This window comes from Pseudoxanthomonas koreensis (assembly GCF_010093225.1).
Taxonomy (GTDB): domain Bacteria; phylum Pseudomonadota; class Gammaproteobacteria; order Xanthomonadales; family Xanthomonadaceae; genus Pseudoxanthomonas; species Pseudoxanthomonas koreensis.
In genome coordinates, this window is sequence record NZ_PDWM01000003.1 from 1 (window position 1) to 21,062 (window position 21,062).

Annotated in this window: 17 protein-coding genes, 1 tRNA gene and 1 pseudogene; 14 read left to right on the forward strand and 5 right to left on the reverse strand. The window is 71.2% G+C overall.

From position 1 onward, the window contains the following. On the reverse strand, positions 1–137 hold a 137-nt coding region (locus CSC64_RS14005; RefSeq protein WP_162433574.1), incomplete at its 3' end, for a DUF3300 domain-containing protein. 70 nt (positions 138–207) lie between these two features. On the opposite strand from CSC64_RS14005, the gene CSC64_RS01550 reads away from it, so the two are divergent. Further along, a complete protein-coding gene (locus CSC64_RS01550) occupies positions 208–651 on the forward strand; it encodes an REP-associated tyrosine transposase (protein ID WP_162433673.1) in 444 nt (147 codons plus the stop codon). Between the two features lie 156 nt (positions 652–807). Here the strand turns inward: CSC64_RS01550 and CSC64_RS01555 are convergent, their stop codons facing one another. Together CSC64_RS01555 and CSC64_RS01560 are read right to left on the reverse strand one after the other, a co-directional pair. Further along, positions 808–1,167, reverse strand: coding sequence for a helix-turn-helix domain-containing protein (locus CSC64_RS01555; RefSeq protein ID WP_162433575.1), 360 nt, complete (start codon positions 1,165–1,167; stop codon positions 808–810). Then, entirely contained in the window at positions 1,164–1,469 is a 306-nt protein-coding gene (locus CSC64_RS01560) for a type II toxin-antitoxin system HigB family toxin (RefSeq protein WP_162433576.1), read from the reverse strand. The genes CSC64_RS01555 and CSC64_RS01560 overlap by 4 nt, the downstream gene beginning before the upstream one ends. A gap of 173 nt (positions 1,470–1,642) precedes the next feature. On the opposite strand from CSC64_RS01560, the gene ybgC reads away from it, so the two are divergent. The 11 genes from ybgC to CSC64_RS01615 all read left to right on the forward strand — a co-directional run bounded on the left by ybgC (position 1,643) and on the right by CSC64_RS01615 (position 13,990). Next, positions 1,643–2,086 carry a tol-pal system-associated acyl-CoA thioesterase gene (gene ybgC / locus CSC64_RS01565; RefSeq protein ID WP_338014830.1) on the forward strand — a complete coding sequence of 148 codons (444 nt, stop codon included), beginning with the start codon at positions 1,643–1,645 and terminating at the stop codon, positions 2,084–2,086. Between the two features lie 81 nt (positions 2,087–2,167). Beyond that, on the forward strand, positions 2,168–2,944 hold the full coding sequence (gene tolQ, locus CSC64_RS01570; RefSeq protein WP_162433578.1) for a protein TolQ: 777 nt from the start codon (positions 2,168–2,170) through the stop codon (positions 2,942–2,944). Between the two features lie 28 nt (positions 2,945–2,972). Beyond that, a complete protein-coding gene (gene tolR, locus CSC64_RS01575) occupies positions 2,973–3,419 on the forward strand; it encodes a protein TolR (protein WP_162433579.1) in 447 nt (148 codons plus the stop codon). A 13-nt stretch (positions 3,420–3,432) separates the two neighbouring features. Further along, the gene (locus CSC64_RS01580) at positions 3,433–4,422 is read left to right on the forward strand and encodes a cell envelope integrity TolA family protein (protein ID WP_162433580.1); all 990 of its coding nucleotides are present in this window, start codon (positions 3,433–3,435) and stop codon (positions 4,420–4,422) included. Between the two features lie 307 nt (positions 4,423–4,729). Beyond that, a complete protein-coding gene (tolB, locus tag CSC64_RS01585) occupies positions 4,730–6,049 on the forward strand; it encodes a Tol-Pal system beta propeller repeat protein TolB (RefSeq protein WP_162433581.1) in 1,320 nt (439 codons plus the stop codon). A 67-nt stretch (positions 6,050–6,116) separates the two neighbouring features. Continuing rightward, positions 6,117–6,629, forward strand: a complete 513-nt coding sequence (gene pal, locus CSC64_RS01590; protein WP_162433582.1) for a peptidoglycan-associated lipoprotein Pal — start codon at positions 6,117–6,119, stop codon at positions 6,627–6,629. Positions 6,630–6,632: 3 nt separating this feature from the next. Further along, positions 6,633–7,457, forward strand: coding sequence for a tol-pal system protein YbgF (gene ybgF / locus CSC64_RS01595; RefSeq protein WP_202922297.1), 825 nt, complete (start codon positions 6,633–6,635; stop codon positions 7,455–7,457). 13 nt (positions 7,458–7,470) lie between these two features. Then, positions 7,471–8,130: a 7-carboxy-7-deazaguanine synthase QueE gene (queE, locus tag CSC64_RS01600; RefSeq protein WP_162433583.1), complete on the forward strand. Its 660-nt coding sequence runs from the start codon at positions 7,471–7,473 to the stop codon at positions 8,128–8,130. Position 8,131: 1 nt separating this feature from the next. Continuing rightward, positions 8,132–8,815 (forward strand): 7-cyano-7-deazaguanine synthase QueC, encoded by a 684-nt coding sequence (gene queC, locus CSC64_RS01605; RefSeq protein WP_162433584.1) that lies wholly within the window; start codon positions 8,132–8,134, stop codon positions 8,813–8,815. A gap of 231 nt (positions 8,816–9,046) precedes the next feature. After that, positions 9,047–9,122 (forward strand) — tRNA-Lys (locus tag CSC64_RS01610). A gap of 200 nt (positions 9,123–9,322) precedes the next feature. Beyond that, a complete protein-coding gene (locus CSC64_RS01615; RefSeq protein WP_162433585.1) occupies positions 9,323–13,990 on the forward strand; it encodes a DEAD/DEAH box helicase in 4,668 nt (1,555 codons plus the stop codon). 232 nt (positions 13,991–14,222) lie between these two features. Here CSC64_RS01615 and recQ read toward each other — a convergent pair whose 3' ends face one another. Beyond that, complete coding sequence (recQ, locus tag CSC64_RS01620) at positions 14,223–16,106, reverse strand: DNA helicase RecQ (RefSeq protein ID WP_162433586.1); 1,884 nt, start codon at positions 16,104–16,106, stop codon at positions 14,223–14,225. A 241-nt stretch (positions 16,107–16,347) separates the two neighbouring features. Next, a complete protein-coding gene (ybaL, locus tag CSC64_RS01625; RefSeq protein ID WP_162433587.1) occupies positions 16,348–18,051 on the reverse strand; it encodes a YbaL family putative K(+) efflux transporter in 1,704 nt (567 codons plus the stop codon). A 369-nt stretch (positions 18,052–18,420) separates the two neighbouring features. On the opposite strand from ybaL, the pseudogene CSC64_RS01630 reads away from it, so the two are divergent. Next, a pseudogene (locus CSC64_RS01630) lies at positions 18,421–20,361 on the forward strand (ABC-F family ATP-binding cassette domain-containing protein); the annotation flags it as partial. 179 nt (positions 20,362–20,540) lie between these two features. Further along, positions 20,541–20,897 carry an FmdB family zinc ribbon protein gene (locus tag CSC64_RS01635; protein WP_162433589.1) on the forward strand — a complete coding sequence of 119 codons (357 nt, stop codon included), beginning with the start codon at positions 20,541–20,543 and terminating at the stop codon, positions 20,895–20,897. The last annotated feature ends 165 nt before the right edge of the window (positions 20,898–21,062 follow it).

Below are 21,062 nucleotides of genomic sequence, written 5' to 3' on the forward strand. Positions count from 1 at the left end.
CGCGCTTCGTAGGCGGGCGGGTAGACCGGATCCGCCCTGCTGCCATACACGGTGGTCGGGTTGTAGCTGGGCACGTAGACGACCGGCTGGTCGGCCGGATGGAGCACGATGACCTGGTCGCCGCCCTCGGCCGCCACCGGCGAGGGCGCGCGGGCAACCTGCGCTCATGGACATGCACATCCACGACCGTTTCCGGGGGCTCGTGAGCTGCGCCGCGGCAGGGTGTCGCTGCCGGGGCAGGTCTATCACGTGACCGCGGTCACGCGCGACCGGCAGGCGTGGTTTGCGGACTTCCATGTGGCGTGCACCGCGGTGCGCGCTTTCCGTGAGCCGGCCGCGCTTGGAGATGCCCGGCTGCTGGCCTGGGTGCTGATGCCGGACCACGTGCACTGGCTGCTGCAGCTCGGCGAACGCATGCCGCTGGAGATGGTGGTGGCGCGGATGAAGGCCGCCGTCGGCGTGCAGGCCAATCGGGTGCTGTTCCGTGCCGGCCCACTGTGGGCACCGGCGTTCCACGACCGCGCGCTGCGCAGGGAGGACGACCTGCGGGCCACGGCCCGCTACATCGTCGCCAATCCGTTGCGGGCCGGGATGGTCGACCACCTCGGCGACTACCCCTTCTGGGACAGCGTCTGGCTGAACCCCGTGTAGGAGCCCACTTCAGGGGGCGACCCGACGCGGCAGGATCGTAGCTGCGTTCAACGCGAGCGCTCGGTCCCCGGGTGTGCACGTTGACCGCGATACCTTTTGACGGGACGGGGTCGCCCCCTGAAGTGGGCTCCTACAGGGGGATGGCCCCTTTTTGCTTCAGGCGCCGATCAGGCTTTCGACCGGGATGCCCAGGTTCCTGTGCAGGTTGCGGATCATCGGAATCGTCAGTTCGCGGCGGCCGTTGAGGATTTCGTAGACCCGGTTGCGCTGTCCGATCGAGGGGATCAGGTCCTTGGCGGTGAGGCCGGCCTGCTCCATCCGGAACTTGATCGCTTCGATCGGGTCGGGGGGCCCGATGGGATGGCGCCTGGCTTCGTAGGACTCGATCAGGGTGACGAGGATGTCGAACTCGTCGCCCTCGGCGGTTCCTGGCTCGGGCTCGTGGTCGAAGAAGTACGAGGCGGCCTGCAGGGCCTCCTGGTAATCCTTTTCCGTGCGGATGGGCCGGAGGGTCATGGCATGTGCTCCACCGTTGCGGCGTCGATCCTGTCGTACTCGGCGTGGGTGCCGATGAACTTGATGTACACGGCCTGGAATCCGTAGGCGACGGCCACCACCAGCCGATAGTGGTTGCCCCGGAGGTTGAACACGACGCGATTGCCGCCCACGAAGCTGGCGTGGGCATACATGTCCTTGATGTCCTGTGGGGAGCGCCAGTTCGCGGCCTTTGCTTCGTCGTGCCACGACTGCAGCGTTTGCTCCGAATCGGGGTGGCGTTTCCAGAAGGCTTCGAGGACGGGCTTGGCAATCACTCTCACGGGGCACCATAGTCCCAAATTGGGACTAGCGTCAAGGGTCACGGCACGGGGGTGGGCAGGGGTGAACCCAGCATGCCCTGCGGTCAGGACGTGGGGCATAGGGAGGAGCCGGGCAAAGGTGTCGGAATCGACGGAATTCAATCGGATGTTTCCTCCGGCCCCTTTTCTTCGTCATGCTTGGCGGCCTTTGGGTGGGGTGGCCGCCGATGTTCAGCATTCCGATACGCGTGTACTGGGAAGATACCGACGCCGGTGGTGTGGTCTACCACGCGCGCTACGTGGCGTTCCTCGAACGCGCGCGCAGTGACGCGCTGCGGGCGATCGGCCAGGGCCAGCGGTCGTTGCAGCAGGCCGGGCAGGTGTTCGCGGTGCATTCGATGCGGCTGGACTTCCTGCGCCCGGCGCGGCTGGACGACCTGCTCGAGGTGACCGCGGAGATCACCCACCTGGGCCGGGCCAGCGTGGTCTTCGCCCAGCGCATCCTGCGCGGGGAGGAGCTGCTGCTGGCGGCGGAGGTGAAGGTGGCCTCGCTGCGCGCGGCCGATTTCCGCCCCTGCCCGATCGAGGGCGGGCTGCACCGGGAACTGGCGGCGCTGCAGGCCGGTCCCACCCCCTGATTCCCGCGGCGCGGCCAACCCCGTCCGCCCGCCCCGGGCGTTGCACCCAGACATACCAATAAGAGAAGAGGAACTGGAAGGATGACCGGATCGATCATGGCCCTGGTGGCCACCGTGGTGGAGGCGTTGCCGGAGGATGCGGCCGCGGCCGCCGTCCAGGCCGCGGCCGGCGCCGCGCACGGCGGGATCAACTACCTGGACCTGATGCTGCGGGCCAGCCTGCCGGTCAAGCTGATCGTGCTGCTGCTGTTGGCCGGGTCGCTGATCAGCTGGGTGATCATCTTCCGCAAGCTGCGCAGCTTCAAGGCAGCCGACCAGGAGGCCGACGAGTTCGAGAACCGGTTCTGGTCCGGCGCCGAGCTGGGCAAGCTGTACGCGGCGGCCACCGACCGCAACCGCGTGGTCGGCGGGCTGGAGGCGATCTTCGAGGCCGGCTTCCGCGAGTTCACCCGCCTGCGCGACAAGCGCCGGCACGACCCGCGCGCGCAGCTGGAGGGCGCGCAGCGGGCGATGCGGGTGGCCTATACCCGCGAGGTCGGGCTGCTGGAGCGCAACCTCGAGTTGCTGGCCAACATCGGTTCCACCGCGCCGTACGTGGGCCTGGTCGGCACCGTGTTCGGGATCATGGTGACCATGCACGACATGGTCAGCCAGGGCGCGCAGGTGGGCATCGCCTCGGTGGCGCCGGGTATTTCCGAGGCGCTGTTCGCCACCGCCATCGGCCTGTTCGTGGCGATCCCGGCGGTGTGGGCGTTCAACCGCTACAGCACCCGCGTGGAGCGGCTGGCGCAGCGCTACGAGAGCTTCGCCGATGAATTCAGCTCGATCCTGCAGCGCCAGACCGGCGCGGACGAATGAGTCCGCGCGGACCTGACAGGAGCACGCCATGAGCACACTCGCCCGCCACAAGCGCCGCAAGCTCAAGTCCGAGATCAACGTCGTGCCGTACATCGACGTGATGCTGGTGCTGCTGATCATCTTCATGGTCACCGCGCCGCTGCTGAGCCTGAGCGTGGACGTGGACCTGCCGCAGTCGCAGGCGCGCGCGGTGGACAGCAAGAAGGACCCGGTGATCGTCACCGTGGACGCCGACGGCCGCTATTACCTGACCCTGCAGGGCGGCAAGGCCGAGGGCATCGACGCCACCGAACTGACCGAAAAGCTGCGCGCCTTCGTCGCCCAGAACAAGGACGTGCCGGTGTTCGTCGCCGCCCCGGGGGTGACCGAGTACCAGAAGGTCATGGACACGATGGTCCTGGTCCAGGCCGCCGGCGTGCCGCGGGTGAGCCTGATGAGCCAGCCGGGTGGCCAGGCCGGACAGGCGCCGCGTTGAGGCCGGGCCGCTGATGCACGCCGACGCTTTCTACCGCAATCCCGGCGAGCGCGAGGGCGGGCTCGGCGGCCCGCTGGCGTTGGCCGTTGGCCTGCATGTGCTGGTGGCGCTGCTGTTCTGGGCAGCGTGGCTGTGGTCGCCGCAGCGGCATGCGGAGCCGGCGGCCGGGTCGCCGGTGATCGAGGCCTCGCTGGTGATGTCGCCGGCCGACGTGGCCGCCGCGCAGAAGCGGGCCGAGGACGCGCCCAAGCCCGAGCCGCTGCCGCAGCCGGTGCAGGAGGTGGCCGAGGAAGAGACCGTGCCGCCGCCGCAGCCGATCCCCGAGCCGCGCCCGCAGGACGCGCCGGTGGCTCCGCAGCAGAAGGCCCAGGATTTCATCCCGGTCCCGGACACGGTCGAGCAGGACGCCGCCCGCCGCGATGCGATCGCCCGCGAGAAGGCCGAGCGCGAGCAGGAAGAGCGCCGCCGCCAGGAGCAGGTCGACCTGACCGAGGAGCGCGAGCGGCAGAAGGCCGCCGAGAACCAGCGCCGGCTGGCCGCGCAGGCCGAGGCGGAGAAGCAGCAGAAGCTGGCCGAGATCCGCAAGCAGCGCGAGCAGGCCGCCCGCCAGGCCGACCTGGCCGAGCAGAAGCTGCGCCAGCTGCAGCAGGTGCAGCAACGCCAGGCCACCGCGGCGGCCACGCCGTCGCAGGGCACGCCGGGGCAGGGCGGGAACAGCGAGGACCTGACCGCGAAGTACGCCGCCGCGATCCAGGAGGCGGTGCTGGGCCAGTGGATCCGCCCGGATACCGTGCCGCTGGGGCAGCGTTGCCGGGTTTCGATCCGGCAGATCCCCGGTGGCGAGGTGATCGACGTGGAGGTGCAGCCGGGCTGCCCGTTCGACGAAGCCGGCCGCCGCTCGCTGGAAGCCGCCGTGCTGCGCGCCAAGCCGCTGCCGTACCGCGGCTTCGAGTCGGTGTTCCAGCCCACCCTGACCCTGAACTTCGAAGCCCAGGACCGCTGACGCCGGGGTGCCGCGCCGTTCCTCCAGACCCGGCACGCCTTTCTGTAGGAGCCCACTTCAGGGGGCGACCCGACGCCGTCACCGGGCCGCGGTGTTCAACGCGACCCCTCCGGCCGGGTTCGCGTTGAACGCGGTGGTGGCCAGCGTCCTCGGGTCGCCCCCTGAAGTGGGCTCCTACAGGAGAGGCGTTGGGGGCGTCGGCGGCCTCCATGAACCTGCGTTCACGCTCTTTTCGTTCATGATTGCGAAAATGTTCACGCCTACGCTGCTATTCCTCTGTGCCCGGACCGGAGCCGACGCCTAGCCCATGAAGACCCCCCTGCGCTGGTTTGCCCTGCTTGCCTTCCTCCTGCTGCCGTTCGCGGCCTCGGCCCAGCAGCAGGGCCTGGAGATCGACATCATCGGCGGCAACGCTTCGGCCCTGCCGATCACCGTGGTGCCGATGCCGTACCAGGGCAGCGGCACGCCGTCGGAAACCGACGTGGCCAAGGTGGTGCGCGACGACCTGGCCCGCTCGGGCGTGTTCCGGACCCTGCCGGAGGCGCAGATCGTCGAGCGCCCGACCCGCGGCGGCGAGATCAACTACCCGACCTGGAAGCAGCTGCGCCAGGACTACATCGTGGTCGGCCGCATGCTCGACGGCGGCGACGGCGGTTACCGGATCGAATACGAGCTGTTCGACGTGGCCCGCGGCGAGCGCCTGCTCGGCCAGGCCATCACCGCCCGCGCCAATGCCACCCGCGATGCCGCCCACCAGATCGCCGACGCCATCTACGAGAAGATCACCGGCGTGCGCGGCGCGTTCTGGACCCGGGTGGCCTACGTCACCGCCAGCGGCCGCGGCAAGGACATGCGCTTCGCGCTCAACGTCGCCGACGCCGACGGCTGGAACCCGCAGGTGGTGGTGCGCTCGGCCGAGCCGCTGCTGTCGCCGTCGTGGAGCCCGGACGGGCGCAAGCTGGCCTACGTCAGCTTCGAACGCGGCAACTCGGCGATCTACGTGCAGGACATTTCCTCGGGCGCGCGCGAGCTGGTCTCCAGCTTCCGCGGCATCAACGGCGCGCCGTCGTTCTCGCCGGACGGGCGCAAGCTGGCCATGTCGCTGTCGCGCAGCGGCAACCCTGAGATCTACGTGATGGACCTGGGCAGCAAGCAGCTGACCCAGCTGACCAACCACTTCGGCATCGACACCGAGCCGACCTGGAGCGCGGACGGTTCGAAGATCTACTTCACCTCCGATCGCGGCGGCCGCCCGCAGATCTACCAGGTGGCCGCCAGCGGCGGCAGCGCCACCCGGGTCACCTTCCAGGGCAACTACAACGCCACCGCCTCGGTGTCCTACGACGACAAGAAGATCGCGGTGGCCCAGGGCGCCGGCAACACCTACCGGATCGCGCTGATGGACTCCAGCCTGGGGTCGCCGCGCTGGAGCACGGTGTCCACCGGCAACCTGGACGAATCGCCCAGCTTCGCCCCCAACGCCAGCATGCTGCTGTACGCGGCGCGCGAGGGCGGGCGCGGGGTGCTGTATGCCGTTTCGGCCGACGGCCGGGTGCGCCAGCGCCTGGTCCTGGCCGACGGCGACGTGCGCGAGCCGGCCTGGTCCCCCTACCGCAGCGCCCGTTAAAAATCGAATGTAAGATGGCGAACCTGCGTCAGCCCTACCACCACCCCGTGCATCACAAGGAATGATCATGAACACCTCCACCCGCGTCCTGCTGGTCTCGGTCCTGTCTGTCGTCGCCCTGGCCGGCTGTTCGAAGAAGGTCAAGGAAACGCCGGTCGCCGACACCACCCCGGTCACCCCGACCGCGCCGGTCGACACCGGTTCGGGCGCCTACGGTCCGGAAGACCTGGACACCGATCCCTGCCTGCGCCAGCGCGTGCTCCACTTCGATTTCGACCAGTACACCGTCAAGCCGGAGTACCAGGCCGTGATCGCCTGCCACGCCAAGTACCTGCGCGACCGTCCGTCCGCGCGCCAGAACCTGGAAGGCCACACCGACGAGCGTGGTTCGCGCGAGTACAACATGGGCCTGGGCGAGCGCCGCGGCAACGCCGTGTCCTCCGCGCTGCAGGCCGCCGGCGCCTCGGCCAGCCAGCTGACCGTGGTCAGCTACGGCGAGGAGCGCCCGGTGTGCACCGAGTCGACCGAGGCCTGCTGGGCGCAGAACCGTCGCGTCGAGATCGTGTACAGCGCGCGCTGATCCATGCGCGTGTCGCGTCCCCTGCGGATGCTGGTCGTGGCGGCCCTGGTGGCCGCCACGCCCGCTTACGCACAGAAGCTGAGCCTGGCCGACCGGGTCGCCCGGCTGGAAATGCAGGCCAACAACACCCAGGCCAACCAGGACCTGCTCAACCAGCTCGACCAGCTGCGCACCGAGGTGCAGTCGCTGCGCGAGTCGGTCGAGCAGTTGCAGCATGAGAACCAGCAGCTGCAGCAGCGCGCCCGCGACCAGTACCTGGACCTCGACGGCCGCCTCATCCGGCTCGAGGGCGGGGCCGTGCCCGCGCCGCCGGCCGCTGGCGCAGACCCTTCCGCAGCCACGCCTTCCACCGCGCCGGCGTCGCGCACCGTCACTCCCTCCGCGCCGCCGGAACCGGCCCCGCGCGTGCATGGCGACAGCGGCTCGCTGGCCAAGGCCGGGGACGAGCGCGCCGCCTACGACATCGCCTTCGACGCCCTGAAGGGCGGCCGTTACGACGAGTCGGCGCAGCTGTTCCAGGCCTTCATCGATACCTATCCGGCCGGCGTCTATGCGCCCAACGCGCTGTACTGGCTGGGCGAGAGCTATTACGCCACCCGCAATTTCAAGCTGGCCCAGCAGCAGTTCGACGCGCTGACCGCCCGCTACCCGACCCACGACAAGGCGCCCGGCGCGCTGCTGAAGCTGGGCCTGTCGCAGTTCGGCGACGGCCAGGTGCAGCAGGCCGAGGCGACCCTGCAGCAGGTGATCGCGCGCTACCCGAACACCGACGCCGCACGCATCGCCGGCGACCGCCTGCACTCGATCCAGATCGGCCAGCTGCGCTGAGGCGCTTGGCAGTATGGACACCCCCATCCCGCAGAACCGCCTGCGGTTGACCGAAATCTTCCTGTCGCTGCAGGGCGAGGCCAATGCCGCCGGCTGGCCGACGGTGTTCGTGCGCCTGACCGGCTGCCCGCTGCGCTGCCAGTACTGCGACACCGCCTACGCCTTCCACGGCGGGCAGTGGTGGGAGATCGACGACATCCTGGCCGAGGTCGCCCGCCACGGCGTGCGCCACGTCTGCGTGACCGGCGGCGAGCCGCTGGCGCAGAAGCGCTGCCTGGACCTGCTGCGGCGGCTGTGCGACGCCGGTTACGACGTGTCGCTGGAGACCTCCGGCGCGCTGGACATCGCCGGCGTGGATCCGCGCGTGTCGCGGGTGGTGGACCTGAAGACGCCCGGTTCGGCCGAGATGGACCGCAACCGGCTGGAGAACATCCCGCTGCTGACCGCGCGCGACCAGGTGAAGTTCGTGCTGTGCGGCCGCGGCGACTACGAGTGGGCGCGCGACATGGTCGCCGAGCACGGCCTGGCCGGCCGCTGCGACGTGCTGTTCTCGCCGAGCAAGAGCGAGCTGGCGCCGCGCGAACTGGCCGACTGGATCGTCGCCGACCGCCTGCCGGTGCGCTTCCAGATGCAGCTGCACAAGATCCTCTGGAACGACGAGCCGGGGCGCTGACATGAAGAAGGCTGTCGTCCTGGTTTCCGGTGGCATGGATTCGGCCGTGGTCGTGGCCATCGCCCGCGAGCAGGGCTTCGCCGTGCATGCGCTGAGCGTGCGCTACGGCCAGCGCCACACCTCCGAACTGGAAGCCGCCGACCGCGTGTCGCGCGCGCTGGGCGCGGTGGCGCACAAGACCGTGGACGTGGACCTGCGCAGCATCGGCGGCTCTGCCCTGACCGACGACATCGAGGTACCGGATGCCGGCGGCGAGGGCATCCCGGTCACCTACGTGCCGGCGCGCAACACGATCATGCTCTCGCTGGCGCTGGGCTGGGCCGAGGTGCTGGGCGCGGCGGACATCTTCTGCGGGGTCAACGCGGTGGACTACTCCGGCTACCCGGACTGCCGCCCGGAGTTCATCGCGGCCTTCGAGCGCCTGGCCAACCTGGCGACCAAGGCCGGCGTGGAGGGCGCGGGGATCCGCGTGCACGCGCCGCTGATGCGCATGGGCAAGGACGACATCGTGCGCGAGGGCCTGCGCCTGGGCGTGGACTTCGGCCAGACCGTGTCGTGCTACCGCGCCGATGCCGACGGCCAGGCCTGCGGCCACTGCGACGCCTGCCGCCTGCGCGCCGCCGGCTTCGAAGCCGCCGGCGTGGCCGACCCGACGCGCTACACGGACGGTGGTGCCCCACTGTAGGAGCCCACTTCAGGGGGCGACCCGACGAGGGTGGGAGGCGCGACGATCAACGCGACGCTTCCGGATGGACCGCGTTGAACGAGGCTGCGCCATTGCGGCCGGGGGTCGCCCCCTGAAGTGGGCTCCTACAGGGGGAGCGCCGCGGCGGCGGTCACCGGTGCGCCGCCGCGGCGGCATCGACGCGGCCTGATCGGGTAAAATGCCCGCCCGGCCGAGCGCCGGCACGCATGTGGGCCGTTAGCTCAGTCGGTAGAGCATCGGACTTTTAATCCGCTGGTCGATGGTTCGAATCCATCACGGCCCACCATTCGGGTTTCCTGTCGCGCCTCACGATCCCGCCTGAACGCATCAGGCCGGCCGGGAGCGGCGCGGTTGAAGCGTCCCGTGGCCGGGCGCATATTCGTTTTCCCCTTGCGAACTCCGGACACGGATGCGTCTCGGCCGCTGCGACCGTGGCGGCGCAGGCTGCCGTCTTCCCCGCACACGGCGCCTCATCTGGCATCGCCCATGACCCTCGCCGCCTTCCATCCTGCCGTCGCTCGCTGGTTCGAGGGTGCCTTCCCGGCGCCGACGCCGGCCCAGGCTGCGGCGTGGCCGGCGATCATGGCCGGGCGCAACACCCTGGTGGCCGCGCCGACCGGTTCGGGCAAGACCCTCACCGCGTTCCTGGCGGCGATCGACGCGCTGGTGCGCGAAGGGCTGGCCAACGGCGGCGAGCTGCCCGACCGCACCACGGTGGTCTACGTCTCGCCGCTGAAGGCGCTGTCCAACGACATCTACCTCAATCTCGAGGCGCCGCTGGCCGGCATCCGCGACGCACTGCTGGAGCTGGGCCTGCCCGACGTGCAGATCCGCACCGCGGTGCGCACCGGCGACACCCCGCAGTCCGAGCGTGCGCAGCTGCGCAGGAAGCCGCCGCACATCCTGGTGACCACGCCCGAGTCGCTGTACGTGCTGCTCGGCTCGGCCTCGGGCCGGGCGATGCTGGGCACGGTGCGCAGCGTGATCGTCGACGAGATCCACGCGTTGGCCGACGACAAGCGTGGCAGCCACCTGGCGCTGTCGCTGGAGCGGCTGGAGGCGCTGTGCGGGCGGCCGCTGGTGCGGATCGGCCTGTCGGCCACGCAGAAGCCGGTGGAGGAGGTGGCGCGGTTCCTGGTCGGCGCGGCCAACGTGTATCCGTCGCGCGCGGACCTGGCGGGCGCGGCGATCCCCGGCGCGGCGATCCCCGGCGCGGCGATCCCCGGCGCGGCGATCCCCGGCGCGGCGATCCCCGGCGCGGGCGAACAGGCTGGTGCCGATGGCGTGCGCGAGGATGCCGCGGTGCGCATCGGAGGTACCGCCACCATCGACGTGCCCGACTGCGCGATCGTCGACATCGGCTATGCGAAGCAGCGCGACCTGGCGCTGGAGCTGCCGCCCACGCCGCTGTCGGCGGTGATGTCCAACGATCAGTGGGAGCAGGTCTACGCGCGCCTGGTCGAACTGGTGCGCGAGCACCGGACCACGCTGGTGTTCGTCAACACCCGGCGCATGGCCGAGCGCGCCGCGTTCCACCTGGGCGAACTGCTCGGGCGCGAAGTGGTCGGCACCCACCACGGCAGCCTGTCCAAGGAACTGCGGCTGGAGGCCGAGCAGAAGCTCAAGCGCGGCGAGCTGCAGGCGCTGGTGGCGACCGCTTCGCTGGAGCTGGGCCTGGACATCGGCGACGTCGACCTGGTCTGCCAGCTCGGTTCGCCGCGCTCGATCGCCGCGTTCCTGCAGCGCGCCGGGCGCTCGGGCCACCACGTCGGCGGAGTGCCCAAGGCGCGGCTGTTCCCGCAGACCCGCGACGAACTGGTCGAATGCGCCGCGCTGCTGGACTGCGTGCGCCGCGGCGAGCTGGACGCGCTGCGGGTGCTGCCGGCGCCGCTGGACGTGCTGTCGCAGCAGATCGTGGCCGAGGTCGCCGCCAGCGAGTGGGACGAGGACGCGCTGTACGAGTGGTTCCGTCGCGCCTGGCCGTACGCGAAGCTGGAGCGGGCGAAGTTCGACGAAGTGGTGAAGATGCTGGCCGACGGTTTCAGCGACCGCCGCGGCCCGCGCGCCGGGTGGCTGCACCGCGACGCGGTCAACCGCCGCCTGCGTGGGCGCCAGGGCGCGCGCATGGTCGCGACCATGTCCGGCGGCACGATTCCGGAGACCGGGGATTACGCGGTGGTGCTGGAGCCGTCGTCGACCTTCATCGGCTCGGTGAACGAGGACTTCGCGGTCGAGAGCATGGCCGGCGACATCTTCCAGCTGGGCAACGCCAGCTACCGGATCCTGCGGGTGGAAATGGGGCGGGTGCGGGGGGAGGACGCGCAGGGGATGCCGCCGAGCATTCCGTTCTGGCTGGGCGAGGCGCCCGGACGCACGGATGAACTGTCGTTCGGCGTGTCGCGGCTGCGCGAGGAGCTGGCGTCGCGGATGCGCGGCCTGCGTGTGGTGCAAGCCCAGCCTCCGGTCGTGGACGGCGGCGCGGTCTCCGATGGGGAGGCAGACGGGCAAGTCCGGCTCGACGGGGGCGAGGATGCGGTCGAGTGGTTGTGCGGCGAGGTCGGCCTGCCCGAGGCCGCCGCGCGGCAGCTGGTCGACTACCTCGGCGCCACCATGCTCGCCCTCGGTGCGATGCCGACCCAGCGCCGGGTCGTGCTCGAGCGCTTCTTCGACGAGACCGGCTCCACCCACCTGGTCGTGCACAGTCCCTACGGCAGCCGCCTCAACCGCGCCTGGGGCCTGGCGCTGCGCAAGCGCTTCTGCCGCCAGTTCAACTTCGAGCTGCAGGCCGCGGCGACCGAGGAAGCGATCGTGCTGTCGCTGTCCACCAGCCACAGCTTCCCGCTGATCGAGGTTTCGAAGTACCTGCATTCCTCGTCCGCGCAGGACGTGCTGGTGCAGGCGCTGCTGGACGCACCACTGTTCCCGGTGCGCTGGCGCTGGAACGCGACCACCGCGCTGGCGCTGCCGCGCTTCGTCGGCGGGAAGAAGGTGCCGCCGCAGCTGCAGCGGATGAAGTCCGAGGACCTGCTGGCCACCGTGTTCCCCGACCAGGTCGCGTGCCTGGAGAACATCGTCGGCGAGCGCCAGGTGCCCGATCATCCGCTGGTCGCGCAGACCCTGGACGACTGCCTGCACGAGGCGATGGACACCGAAGGCTGGCTGCAGCTGCTGCGCGGGCTGGAGTCCGGTGCCGTCGAGGTGGTCGCCTGCGATGTCACCGCGCCGTCGCCGCTGGCGGCCGAGGCGCTCAACGCGCGGCCGTATGCCTTCCTCGACGACGCGCCGCTGGAGGAACGCCGCACCCAGGCCGTGCAGACCCGCCGCTACGCGGATCCGCAATCGGCCGGCGATCTCGGCCGGCTGGATGCCGACGCGGTCGAACAGGTGCGCGCCGAGGCCTGGCCGCGGGCGCGTAACGCCGACGAGATGCACGAGGTGTTGACCGGGCTGGGCTTCGTCACCCTCGCCGAGGCCGCGCGCGAGCCGGCGTGGGAGCCGCTGCTGCAGTCGCTGGCGCGCGACGCGCGCGCGACCCGGGTCACTGCGGCCGGCCGGCAGTGGTGGGTGGCGGCCGAGCGCCTGCCGCAGCTGCTGGCGCTGCATCCTTCGGCGCTGCGGCAGCCGGGGATCGCGGTGCCGGAGGAGTTCGCCCGCGTGGAATGGAGCGCCGAGGACGCGGCCGTGGCGCTGCTGCGTTCGCGCCTGACCGGGCTGGGCCCGGTCGGCGCCGCGGCGCTGGCCGACAGCCTGGGCATCGCGCCGCTGGCCGCGGACATGGCGCTGCTGAAGCTGCAGTCGCAGGGCTACGCGATGCAGGGGCGGTTCTCGCCCGGCGCGGCAGGCGAGGGATGGGGCGAGCGCCACCTGCTCGCGCGCCTCCACCGCTACACGCCCAAGCGCCTGCGCCGCGAGATCGAGCCGGTGGCGCCGCGCGATTTCATGCGCTTCCTGTTCGACTGGCAGCGGGTGTCGAAGGACGGCCGGGTCAGTGGTCCGGAAGCACTGGCGGGGGTGCTGGCGCAGCTGGAAGGCTTCGAGGCGCCCGCCGCGGCGGGGGGAAGCGAACTGCTGCCGGCGCGCGTGCGCGACTATTCGATCGGCTGGCTGGACGACCTGTGCACCGCCGGCCGCACGCTGTGGACGCGGTTGCGCCCGGCCACGGCCGAACCCGGCGCGCCTCGTGGCCCGGCCTCGCTGCGTTCGACCCCGGTGCTGCTGCTGCCGCGGCGCAATGCCGTGCACTGGACCACGCTGGCCCGCGGCCCGTCGGGCGAACCGCAGGCCGACGTCGTGGCGCTGTCCTCGCGCGCGCAGAAGCTGGCCGACTTCCTAGCCGCGCACGGCGCCTCGTTCTTCGACGAGATGGTCGCCGGCACGCGCCTGCTGCAGACCGAGGTGGAGGACGCGCTGGCCGAGCTGGTCGCCCGCGGCCGCGCGCACTGCGACAGCTTCGCTGGCCTGCGCGCACTGCTGGTGCCCGCATCGAAGCGGCCCACGCCCGGGCACGGCCGCCGCCGCGCGATGATGCTGGGGATCGAGGACGCCGGCCGCTGGGCGCTGGTGCGGCGGGTGCCGGCGGTCGTGCAGGAGGCGACGGCGGATCGTGGCCGCCCGGTGCGCCCGGACCCGGAAGCGGTCGAGCATGTCGCCCGCGTGCTGCTGCGCCGCTACGGCGTGGTCTGCTGGCGCGTGCTGGAGCGCGAGGCGGCCTGGCTGCCGCCGTGGCGCGAGCTGCTGCGCGTCTACCACCGGCTGGAGGCGCGCGGCGAGGTGCGCGGCGGGCGCTTCATCAGCGGCCTGTCCGGCGAGCAGTTCGCCCTGCCCGAAGCGATCGGCCTGCTGCGCAAGGCGCGGCAGAAGCCGGACGACGGCACCCTGGTCTGCGTGAGCGCGCTCGATCCGCTGAACCTGTCCGGCACCGTGGTCGCCGGCGAGAAGGGGCCGCGCATCCCCGGCGCGCGGTTGCTGTACCGCGACGGCATGCCGCTGGCCGCGCTGGTGGCGGGAGAGGTGCAGCCGATGGCGGCGATGGGAGTGCTGGAGGAGCAGGAGCCGGAACTGCGGGCCACGGTGCGCAAGGCGCTGCTGCGTGAACCGGCGTCGGGCGCGGAAGCCCTGCTGGCCCAGCTGCACGCCGGCCCACTGCCCCTGTAACCCCTGTAGGAGCACACTTCAGGGGGCGACCCGATGCCGCTGGATTACGCGGTATTCAACGCGCGCCTATCCGGAAGGGTCGCGTTCAATGCGGCATGCGTTCCAACGTCCCGGGGTCGCCCCCTGAAGTGGGCTCCTACAGGAGGCGCCGCGGGGCGCGTTGGGTGCGCGGCGCGGGTGCGTCGCAGTGGGTCGCGGGAGGCGCTGTTGCAGCGCGAGTGCGCCCGATGCCTCAGCCTTGCTCGCGCACGATCTCAAGCACCGCTTCGCCGTAGCGGCCGAGCTTGCTGCCGCCGATGCCGCCGACGCGGGCCAGTTCGCTGATCGTGGCCGGGCGCAGGCCGGCGATGTCGCGCAGAGTGCGGTCGTGGAAGATGACGTAGGCCGGGACGTTCTGTTCGCGCGCCAGGTCGCCGCGCCAGGCGCGCAGCGCGTCGAACAGCGGGCGGTCGCCGGCGTCCACGTGCAGGGTGCTTTCGCTGCGCTTCGCCTCGCCACCGGCGCCCTTCGCGCCGCGCGCCTTGCGCGCCGGTTCCTCGCGCAGCTGCACGGACTGCTCGCCGCGCAGCACCGGCCGCGAGGCCGCGCCCAGGCGCAGGCTGCCGTGGCCTTCGGCGTCCACCTCCAGCAGCCCGGACACCACCAGCTGACGGAACACGCTGCGCCACGTGTTGGTGTCCAGTTCGGCGCCGATGCCGTAGGTGGAGATCTCGTGGTGGCGGAACTGGCGCACCTTCTCGGTATCGGCGCCGCGCAGCACGTCGATCAGGTGCGCGGCGCCGAAGCGCTGGCCGGTGCGGTAGACGCAGCTCAGCGCCTTGCGCGCGGCCTCGGTCGCGTCCCAGGTGCGCACCGGCTGCAGGCAGTTGTCGCAGTTGCCGCAGGTGCCCGGGCCACTGCCGCCGCCGGCGTACTCCTCGCCGAACGCGGCCAGCAGCGCCTGGCGCCGGCAGCCGGCCGATTCGCAGTAGCCCAGCAGCTGGTCCAGCTTGCGTCGTTCCAGGCGCTTGCGTTCTTCGCTGGCCTCGCCCTGTTCGATCATCTGCCGCAGCAGCACCACGTCGCCCAGGCCGTAACCCATCCAGGCCTCGGCCGGTTCGCCGTCGCGACCGGCGCGGCCTGTCTCCTGGTAATAGCCCTCGATCGACTTGGGCAGGTCCAGGTGGGCGACGAAGCGTACGTCGGGCTTGTCGATGCCCATGCCGAAGGCGATGGTGGCGCACATCACGATGCCGTCCTCGCGCAGGAAGCGGCGCTGGTTGTCCGCGCGCACCGCCGCAGGCAGGCCGGCGTGGTAGGGCAGGGCGGCGATGCCATGGCCGGCGAGGAACTCCGCGGTCTCCTCGACCTTGCGCCGCGACAGGCAGTAGACGATGCCCGATTCGCCGGCATGCCCGCCGAGGAAGTCCAGCAGCTGCCGGCGCGGGTTGTCCTTGTGCGCCACCGAGTAGCGGATGTTCGGACGGTCGAAGGAGCTGAGGAAGCACTCGGCCTCCTCCAGCGCCAGCCGCTCGACGATCTCGCGCCGCGTGGGCGGATCGGCGGTGGCGGTGAGCGCGATGCGCGGCACCTCCGGCCAGCGCTCGTGCAGCACAGTCAGTTCGCGGTATTCGGGGCGGAAATCGTGGCCCCACTGCGAGACGCAGTGCGCCTCGTCGATCGCGAACAGGGCGATGCGGCTGCGATCCAGCAGCGACAGGAAGCGCGGGGTGAGCAGGCGTTCGGGGGCGACGTAGAGCAGGTCGAGACGGCCTTCGACGAGTTCGCGCTCGACCTCGCGTGCCTCATCGGCGCCCAGGCTGGAGTTGAGGCAGGCCGCGCGCACGCCGAGCTGGCGCAGCGCTTCGACCTGGTCCTGCATCAGCGCGATCAGCGGCGAGACCACCAGCCCGGTGCCCTCGCGCAGCAGCGCCGGGATCTGGAAACACAGCGACTTGCCGCCGCCGGTGGGCATCAGTACCAGTGCGTCGCCGCCGGCGGAGACGTGTTCGACGATGGCCTGCTGCGGGCCGCGGAAGGCATCGTAGCCGAAGGTGCGGCGCAGGACTTCGAGCGCGTCGTGGCGGGGGGCGACGTCGGCGATGCGCGTCCTGGTGGCGGTGGAAATCTCCTGCATGCGCGCAAGGATACCGGCGCGGTCCCGCCGTCGCGCTGAATCCGTACCCCGCCAAGGGGTGGGCGTCCCACCCGTTCCATTGTAGGAGCCCACTTCAGGGGGCGACCCGGAAGCAACCTGACGCAGCCTCGTCCAACACGGCCGATCCGGAGGCTCCGCGTTGACCGCAGCGCGTTCCGGCCGCGTCGGGTCGCCCCCTGAAGTGGGCTCCTACAAGGGGCACACCCGCCGTTTCGATGGCTCAGACGGGGGGGATAGTGGCTTCGCGGCCGGCGTAGCGGAACGGGGGCGTGGCCATCACCATCTCGGCCAGCGAATAGGCCAGCTCGCGCTCGGCCATCACCGCGCCGTCGGCACCGTGGGCGAGCAGGTGGCGCACTTCGGCATCGCTGTGCGCGCGCGCCAGCACCGGCAGCGCCGGGTTCAGCGCGCGCAGCTTGGCGATCGCCTCGCCGGCTTCCAGCGGCTGCGGGATCGCCAGGATCGCGATCGCCGCCGATTCCGGATGGGCCTCGGCCAGCACCTTCTCCGACGCGGCGTGGCCGCGGATGGCGGGGATGCCTTCGGCATGCGCCCGGTCCACGTGCAGCGAATTGTCATCGATCACCACCACCGCCACCCCGCGGCCGTGCAGCACCTGGCTCAGCTCGCGGCCGACCCGGCCGTAGCCGACCACGATGGCGTGGTTGCCCGGGTGCAGCGGCGGGCCGTCGGGCTGCTCCGGCGCGGGCGGCGCCACCGCTTCCTCGCGGTGCCGCGCTTCCCAGCGGTCCAGCAGCATGAAGATCATCGGGTTGAGCATGATCGAGATCAGCGCGCCGGCCAGCACCAGCGCCTGGCCGGTCGCGGGCAGGATCTTCAGGCTCACGCCCAGGCCGGCGATGATGAAAGCGAACTCGCCGATCTGCGCCAGCGAAGCGGAGATGGTCAGCGCGGTCATCTTCGGATGGCCGAAGGCGCGCACGATGAAGAACGCGGCCGCCGACTTGCCGAACATGATGATCACCGTGGTCGCCAGCACCTGCCACGGATGCTCGACCAGGATCGCCGGGTTGAACAGCATGCCCACCGAGACGAAGAACAGCACCGCGAACGCATCGCGCAGCGGCAGCGAATCGTTGGCGGCCTTGTGGCTCAGTTCGGACTCGTTGAGCATCATCCCGGCGAAGAACGCGCCCAGCGCGAACGACACCCCGAACAGCGAGGCGGCGCCGAACGCCACGCCCAGCGCAATGGCCAGCACCGACAGCGTGAACAGCTCGCGTGAGCCGGTGCCGGCGATCCGTTCCAGCACCCAGGGGATCACCCGGCGGCCGACCACCAGCATCACCGCCACGAACAGGCCCAGCTGCACCAGGGTCCAGCCGATCCGGGCCAGCACGCTGCCGGCGCTGTGGCCCTCCGCTGCCGCTTCCGGGCCGAAGATCCCGGCGATCACCGGCATCATCACCAGCGCCAGCACGCAGGCCAGGTCCTCGACGATCAGCCAGCCCACCGCGATCTTGCCGCGCATGGTTTCCAGCAGGCGGCGTTCCTCCATCGCCCGCAGCAGGACCACGGTCGAGGCGGTGGCCAGGGAGAAGCCGAACACCAGCCCTTCCAGCGTCGGCCAGCCCATCAGCCAGGCCACGCCCCAGCCGAACAGGGTGGCCACCGCGATCTGCGCGGTCGCGCCGGGGATGGCGATCCATTTCACTTCCAGCAGGTCGTCCAGCGAGAAGTGCAGGCCGACGCCGAACATCAGCAGCATCACGCCGATCTCCGCCAGCTGGTTGGCGATCTCCTGGTCGGCGACGAAGCCGGGGGTGAACGGCCCGACCACCACGCCGGCCAGCAGGTAGCCCACCAGCGGCGACAGCCGCAGCCGGTTGGCGATCGCGCCCAGCACGAAGGCCAGGCCGAGGCCGACCGCGACGATGTCGATCAGGCTGGTGTCGTGGGGCATCGGGGCGAGGGTGTCGGGGGTTGGCCAGTTTCACCGACTCGGCGCGCCCGCGGCAAACCCGCCGCGTCGTGTTGCCCTCACCGCGCGCCGCGGCGAACGCGTCGCGTGGCGTGCCTTGCCTTTCTGTAGGAGCCCACTTCAGGGGGCGACCCGACGACCTCCAGGTTGCGCGGCGTTCAACGCGACCGCTCGGATCCGGAGAGTCCGCGTTCGACGAGGGTGCCTTGCAGGGCGTCGGGTCGCCCCCTGAAGTGGGCTCCTACAAAAAACAGTTTGTTAAGTTTTTGTTATTGGCCGTTGCCGGTAGAATGCGCGACGCAGCGTGCGTCGCCCGCTGCGGGCTCCCGATCCTTCCGCAAGACCCCATCCATGATCTCCCTGCGAAATTTCGCCCTGCGCCGCGGCGAGCGGCTGCTGTTGTCCAACGTCGACCTGGCCCTGCACGCCGGCTACCGGGTGGGCGTGGTCGGCCGCAACGGCACCGGCAAGTCCAGCCTGTTCGCCGCGATCAAGGGCGAGCTGGAGGCGGACAAGGGCGACGTCGACCTGCCCGGCAAGGTCCGGATCGCCTCGGTGGCGCAGGAAACCCCGTCCCTGCCCGACCCGGCGCTGGAGTTCGTCCTCGGCGGCGACGAGGTGCTGGCCGCGGCGGTGCGCGAGGAGGCCGAGGCCAACGCGCGCGAGGACTGGGAGGCCGTGGCCGCCGCGCACCAGAAGCTGGCCGAACTCAACGGCTACGACGCCGAGGCCCGCGCCGGGCGCCTGCTGCACGGCCTGGGTTTCCCGGCCGAAACCCACCGCCGGCCGGTGTCCTCGTTCTCCGGCGGTTGGCGCGTGCGCCTGAACCTGGCCCGCGCGCTGATGATGCCCAGCGACCTGCTGCTGCTGGACGAACCGACCAACCACCTGGACCTGGACGCGGTCTACTGGCTGGAGCAGTGGCTGCTGAAATACCCCGGCACCCTGCTGCTGATCTCGCACGACCGCGAATTCCTCGACAACGTCGCCACCCACACCCTGCACCTGCACGGCGGCGGCGCGAAGCTGTACGTTGGCGGCTACACCGACTTCGAGCGCCAGCGCGCCGAACAGCTGCGCCAGCAGCAGATCGCGCACGAGAAGGAACAGGCCGAGCGCGCCCACCTGCAGAGCTTCATCGACCGCTTCAAGGCCAAGGCCAGCAAGGCCGCCCAGGCGCAGAGCCGGATGAAGCGCCTGGCCAAGCTGGCCGGCACCGAGGCGGTGCGCGCCGAGCGCGAGTTCCGGATCGAGTTCGCCCAGCCCAACCGCCTGCCGTTCTCGCTGATCCGCCTGAACCATGTCGATTGCGGTTATCCGGCGACCCTGCGATCTGATGCCTCCGGCCCCGCGCAGCGCGCGGGGCATTCGGACGTGCGCGAGCCGGTGGCTCGCGAGCAGCACGTCCTCATCCTGCACGAGGTCGGCTTCGGCCTGGAGGCGGGCGACCGCATCGGTCTGCTCGGCCCCAACGGCGCCGGCAAGACCACCCTGGTGCGCACCCTGGTCGGCGACCTGGCGCCGGTGGCCGGCGAGCGCAGTGCACACCCGGACCTGCGCATCGGCTACTTCGCCCAGCACACGGTCGAGTCGCTGCACGAAGGGCAGTCGCCGATCGACCACTTCCGCGAGCTGTCGCCGGATGCGCCGACCCAGGCCTTCCGCGACTTCCTCGGCAAGTGGAACTTCCCCGGCGACCGCGCCTTCGAGAGCGTCGATGGTTTTTCCGGCGGCGAGCGCGCGCGCCTGGCGCTGGCGCTGATCGCCTGGCAGCAGCCCAACGTGCTGCTGCTGGACGAACCGACCAACCACCTGGACCTGGAGATGCGCGAGGCGCTGGCCGAGGCGCTGAGCGACTTCGAGGGCGCGATCGTGATGGTCAGCCACGACCGCCACCTGATCGGCCTGGTCTGCGACACCTTCTGGCGGGTGGCCGACGGCGTGGTCGAGCCGTTCGCCGGCGACCTGGACGAATACGCGGCCTGGCTGCGTTCGCGGCCTTCGGCGCAGGGCACCAAGCAGCGCATGGCCGAGGCAGCGCCGCCGCCGGCGCCCGCCGCGCCGGCGAAGCCGGCCGTGGCGAAGAAGCCGGCCAACCCGGTCAAGCTCGCCGCGGCGGAGAAGAAGGTTGGCGAGCTGGAGGAGGTGGTGGCGGACCTCGATCGCCGCCTGGCCGATCCGGCGCACCTTGCCGATGCCGGCCGGCTGGCTACGCTCGGCCGCGAACGCGAGGACGCGGCGCGGCGGCTGGACCAGGCCGAGCAGGCCTGGCTGGAACTGCTCGAAGGCGCCTGCCCCGCCCCTCCGGAGCCTCCGCGTCGAACGCCGCACGCCCCGCCTCCACCGGGTTGCCCCTGAAGGGGGCTCCTGCAGGACGCGCGGGTGCCGCGTTTTTCCCCGGGGGCGGCGGAAGGGCCTAAAATTCCCGTATCCGGCCCGCCGGGCCCGTTGCCCCCCAAGATCCAGACGCCATGCCGATCTACGCTTTCCAGTGCGCCGAGTGCGGCCACAGTTTCGACCGCCTGCAGAAGCTTGCCGATCCCGATCCCGACGCCTGCCCGTCGTGCGCTGCGCAGGGCTCCATCCGCCGCCAGCTGACCGCGCCTTCGTTCCGCCTCGCCGGCAGCGGCTGGTACGAGACCGACTTCAAGAAGGACGGCGACCGCAAGCGCAACCTGGTCGACGGCGGCGAAGGTGCGGCCAGGCCGGACGCCAAGCCGGAAGCGAAGGCGGAAGCCAAGCCCGCCGCCGAAGCGCCGAAGGCCGACAGCAAGCCCGCCGTCGCCGCCGCCGCGGCCAAGCCGGCCACGCCTGCCGGCGGTAGCTGATTCCCGCGCGTCGCGCGCGTTCCGGAGTGTGGCGTGGTGATGTCCCGCTGCCGCATCCGCCCTGCATCGCTTTCGTAGAGCGGGGCTTGCCCCGCTGCTGTTGGCTGCTTCGCTGCGCCGGGCGTGGGTAGCCGGGCAAGCCCGGCGTTACGTGGGTCAGGCGGC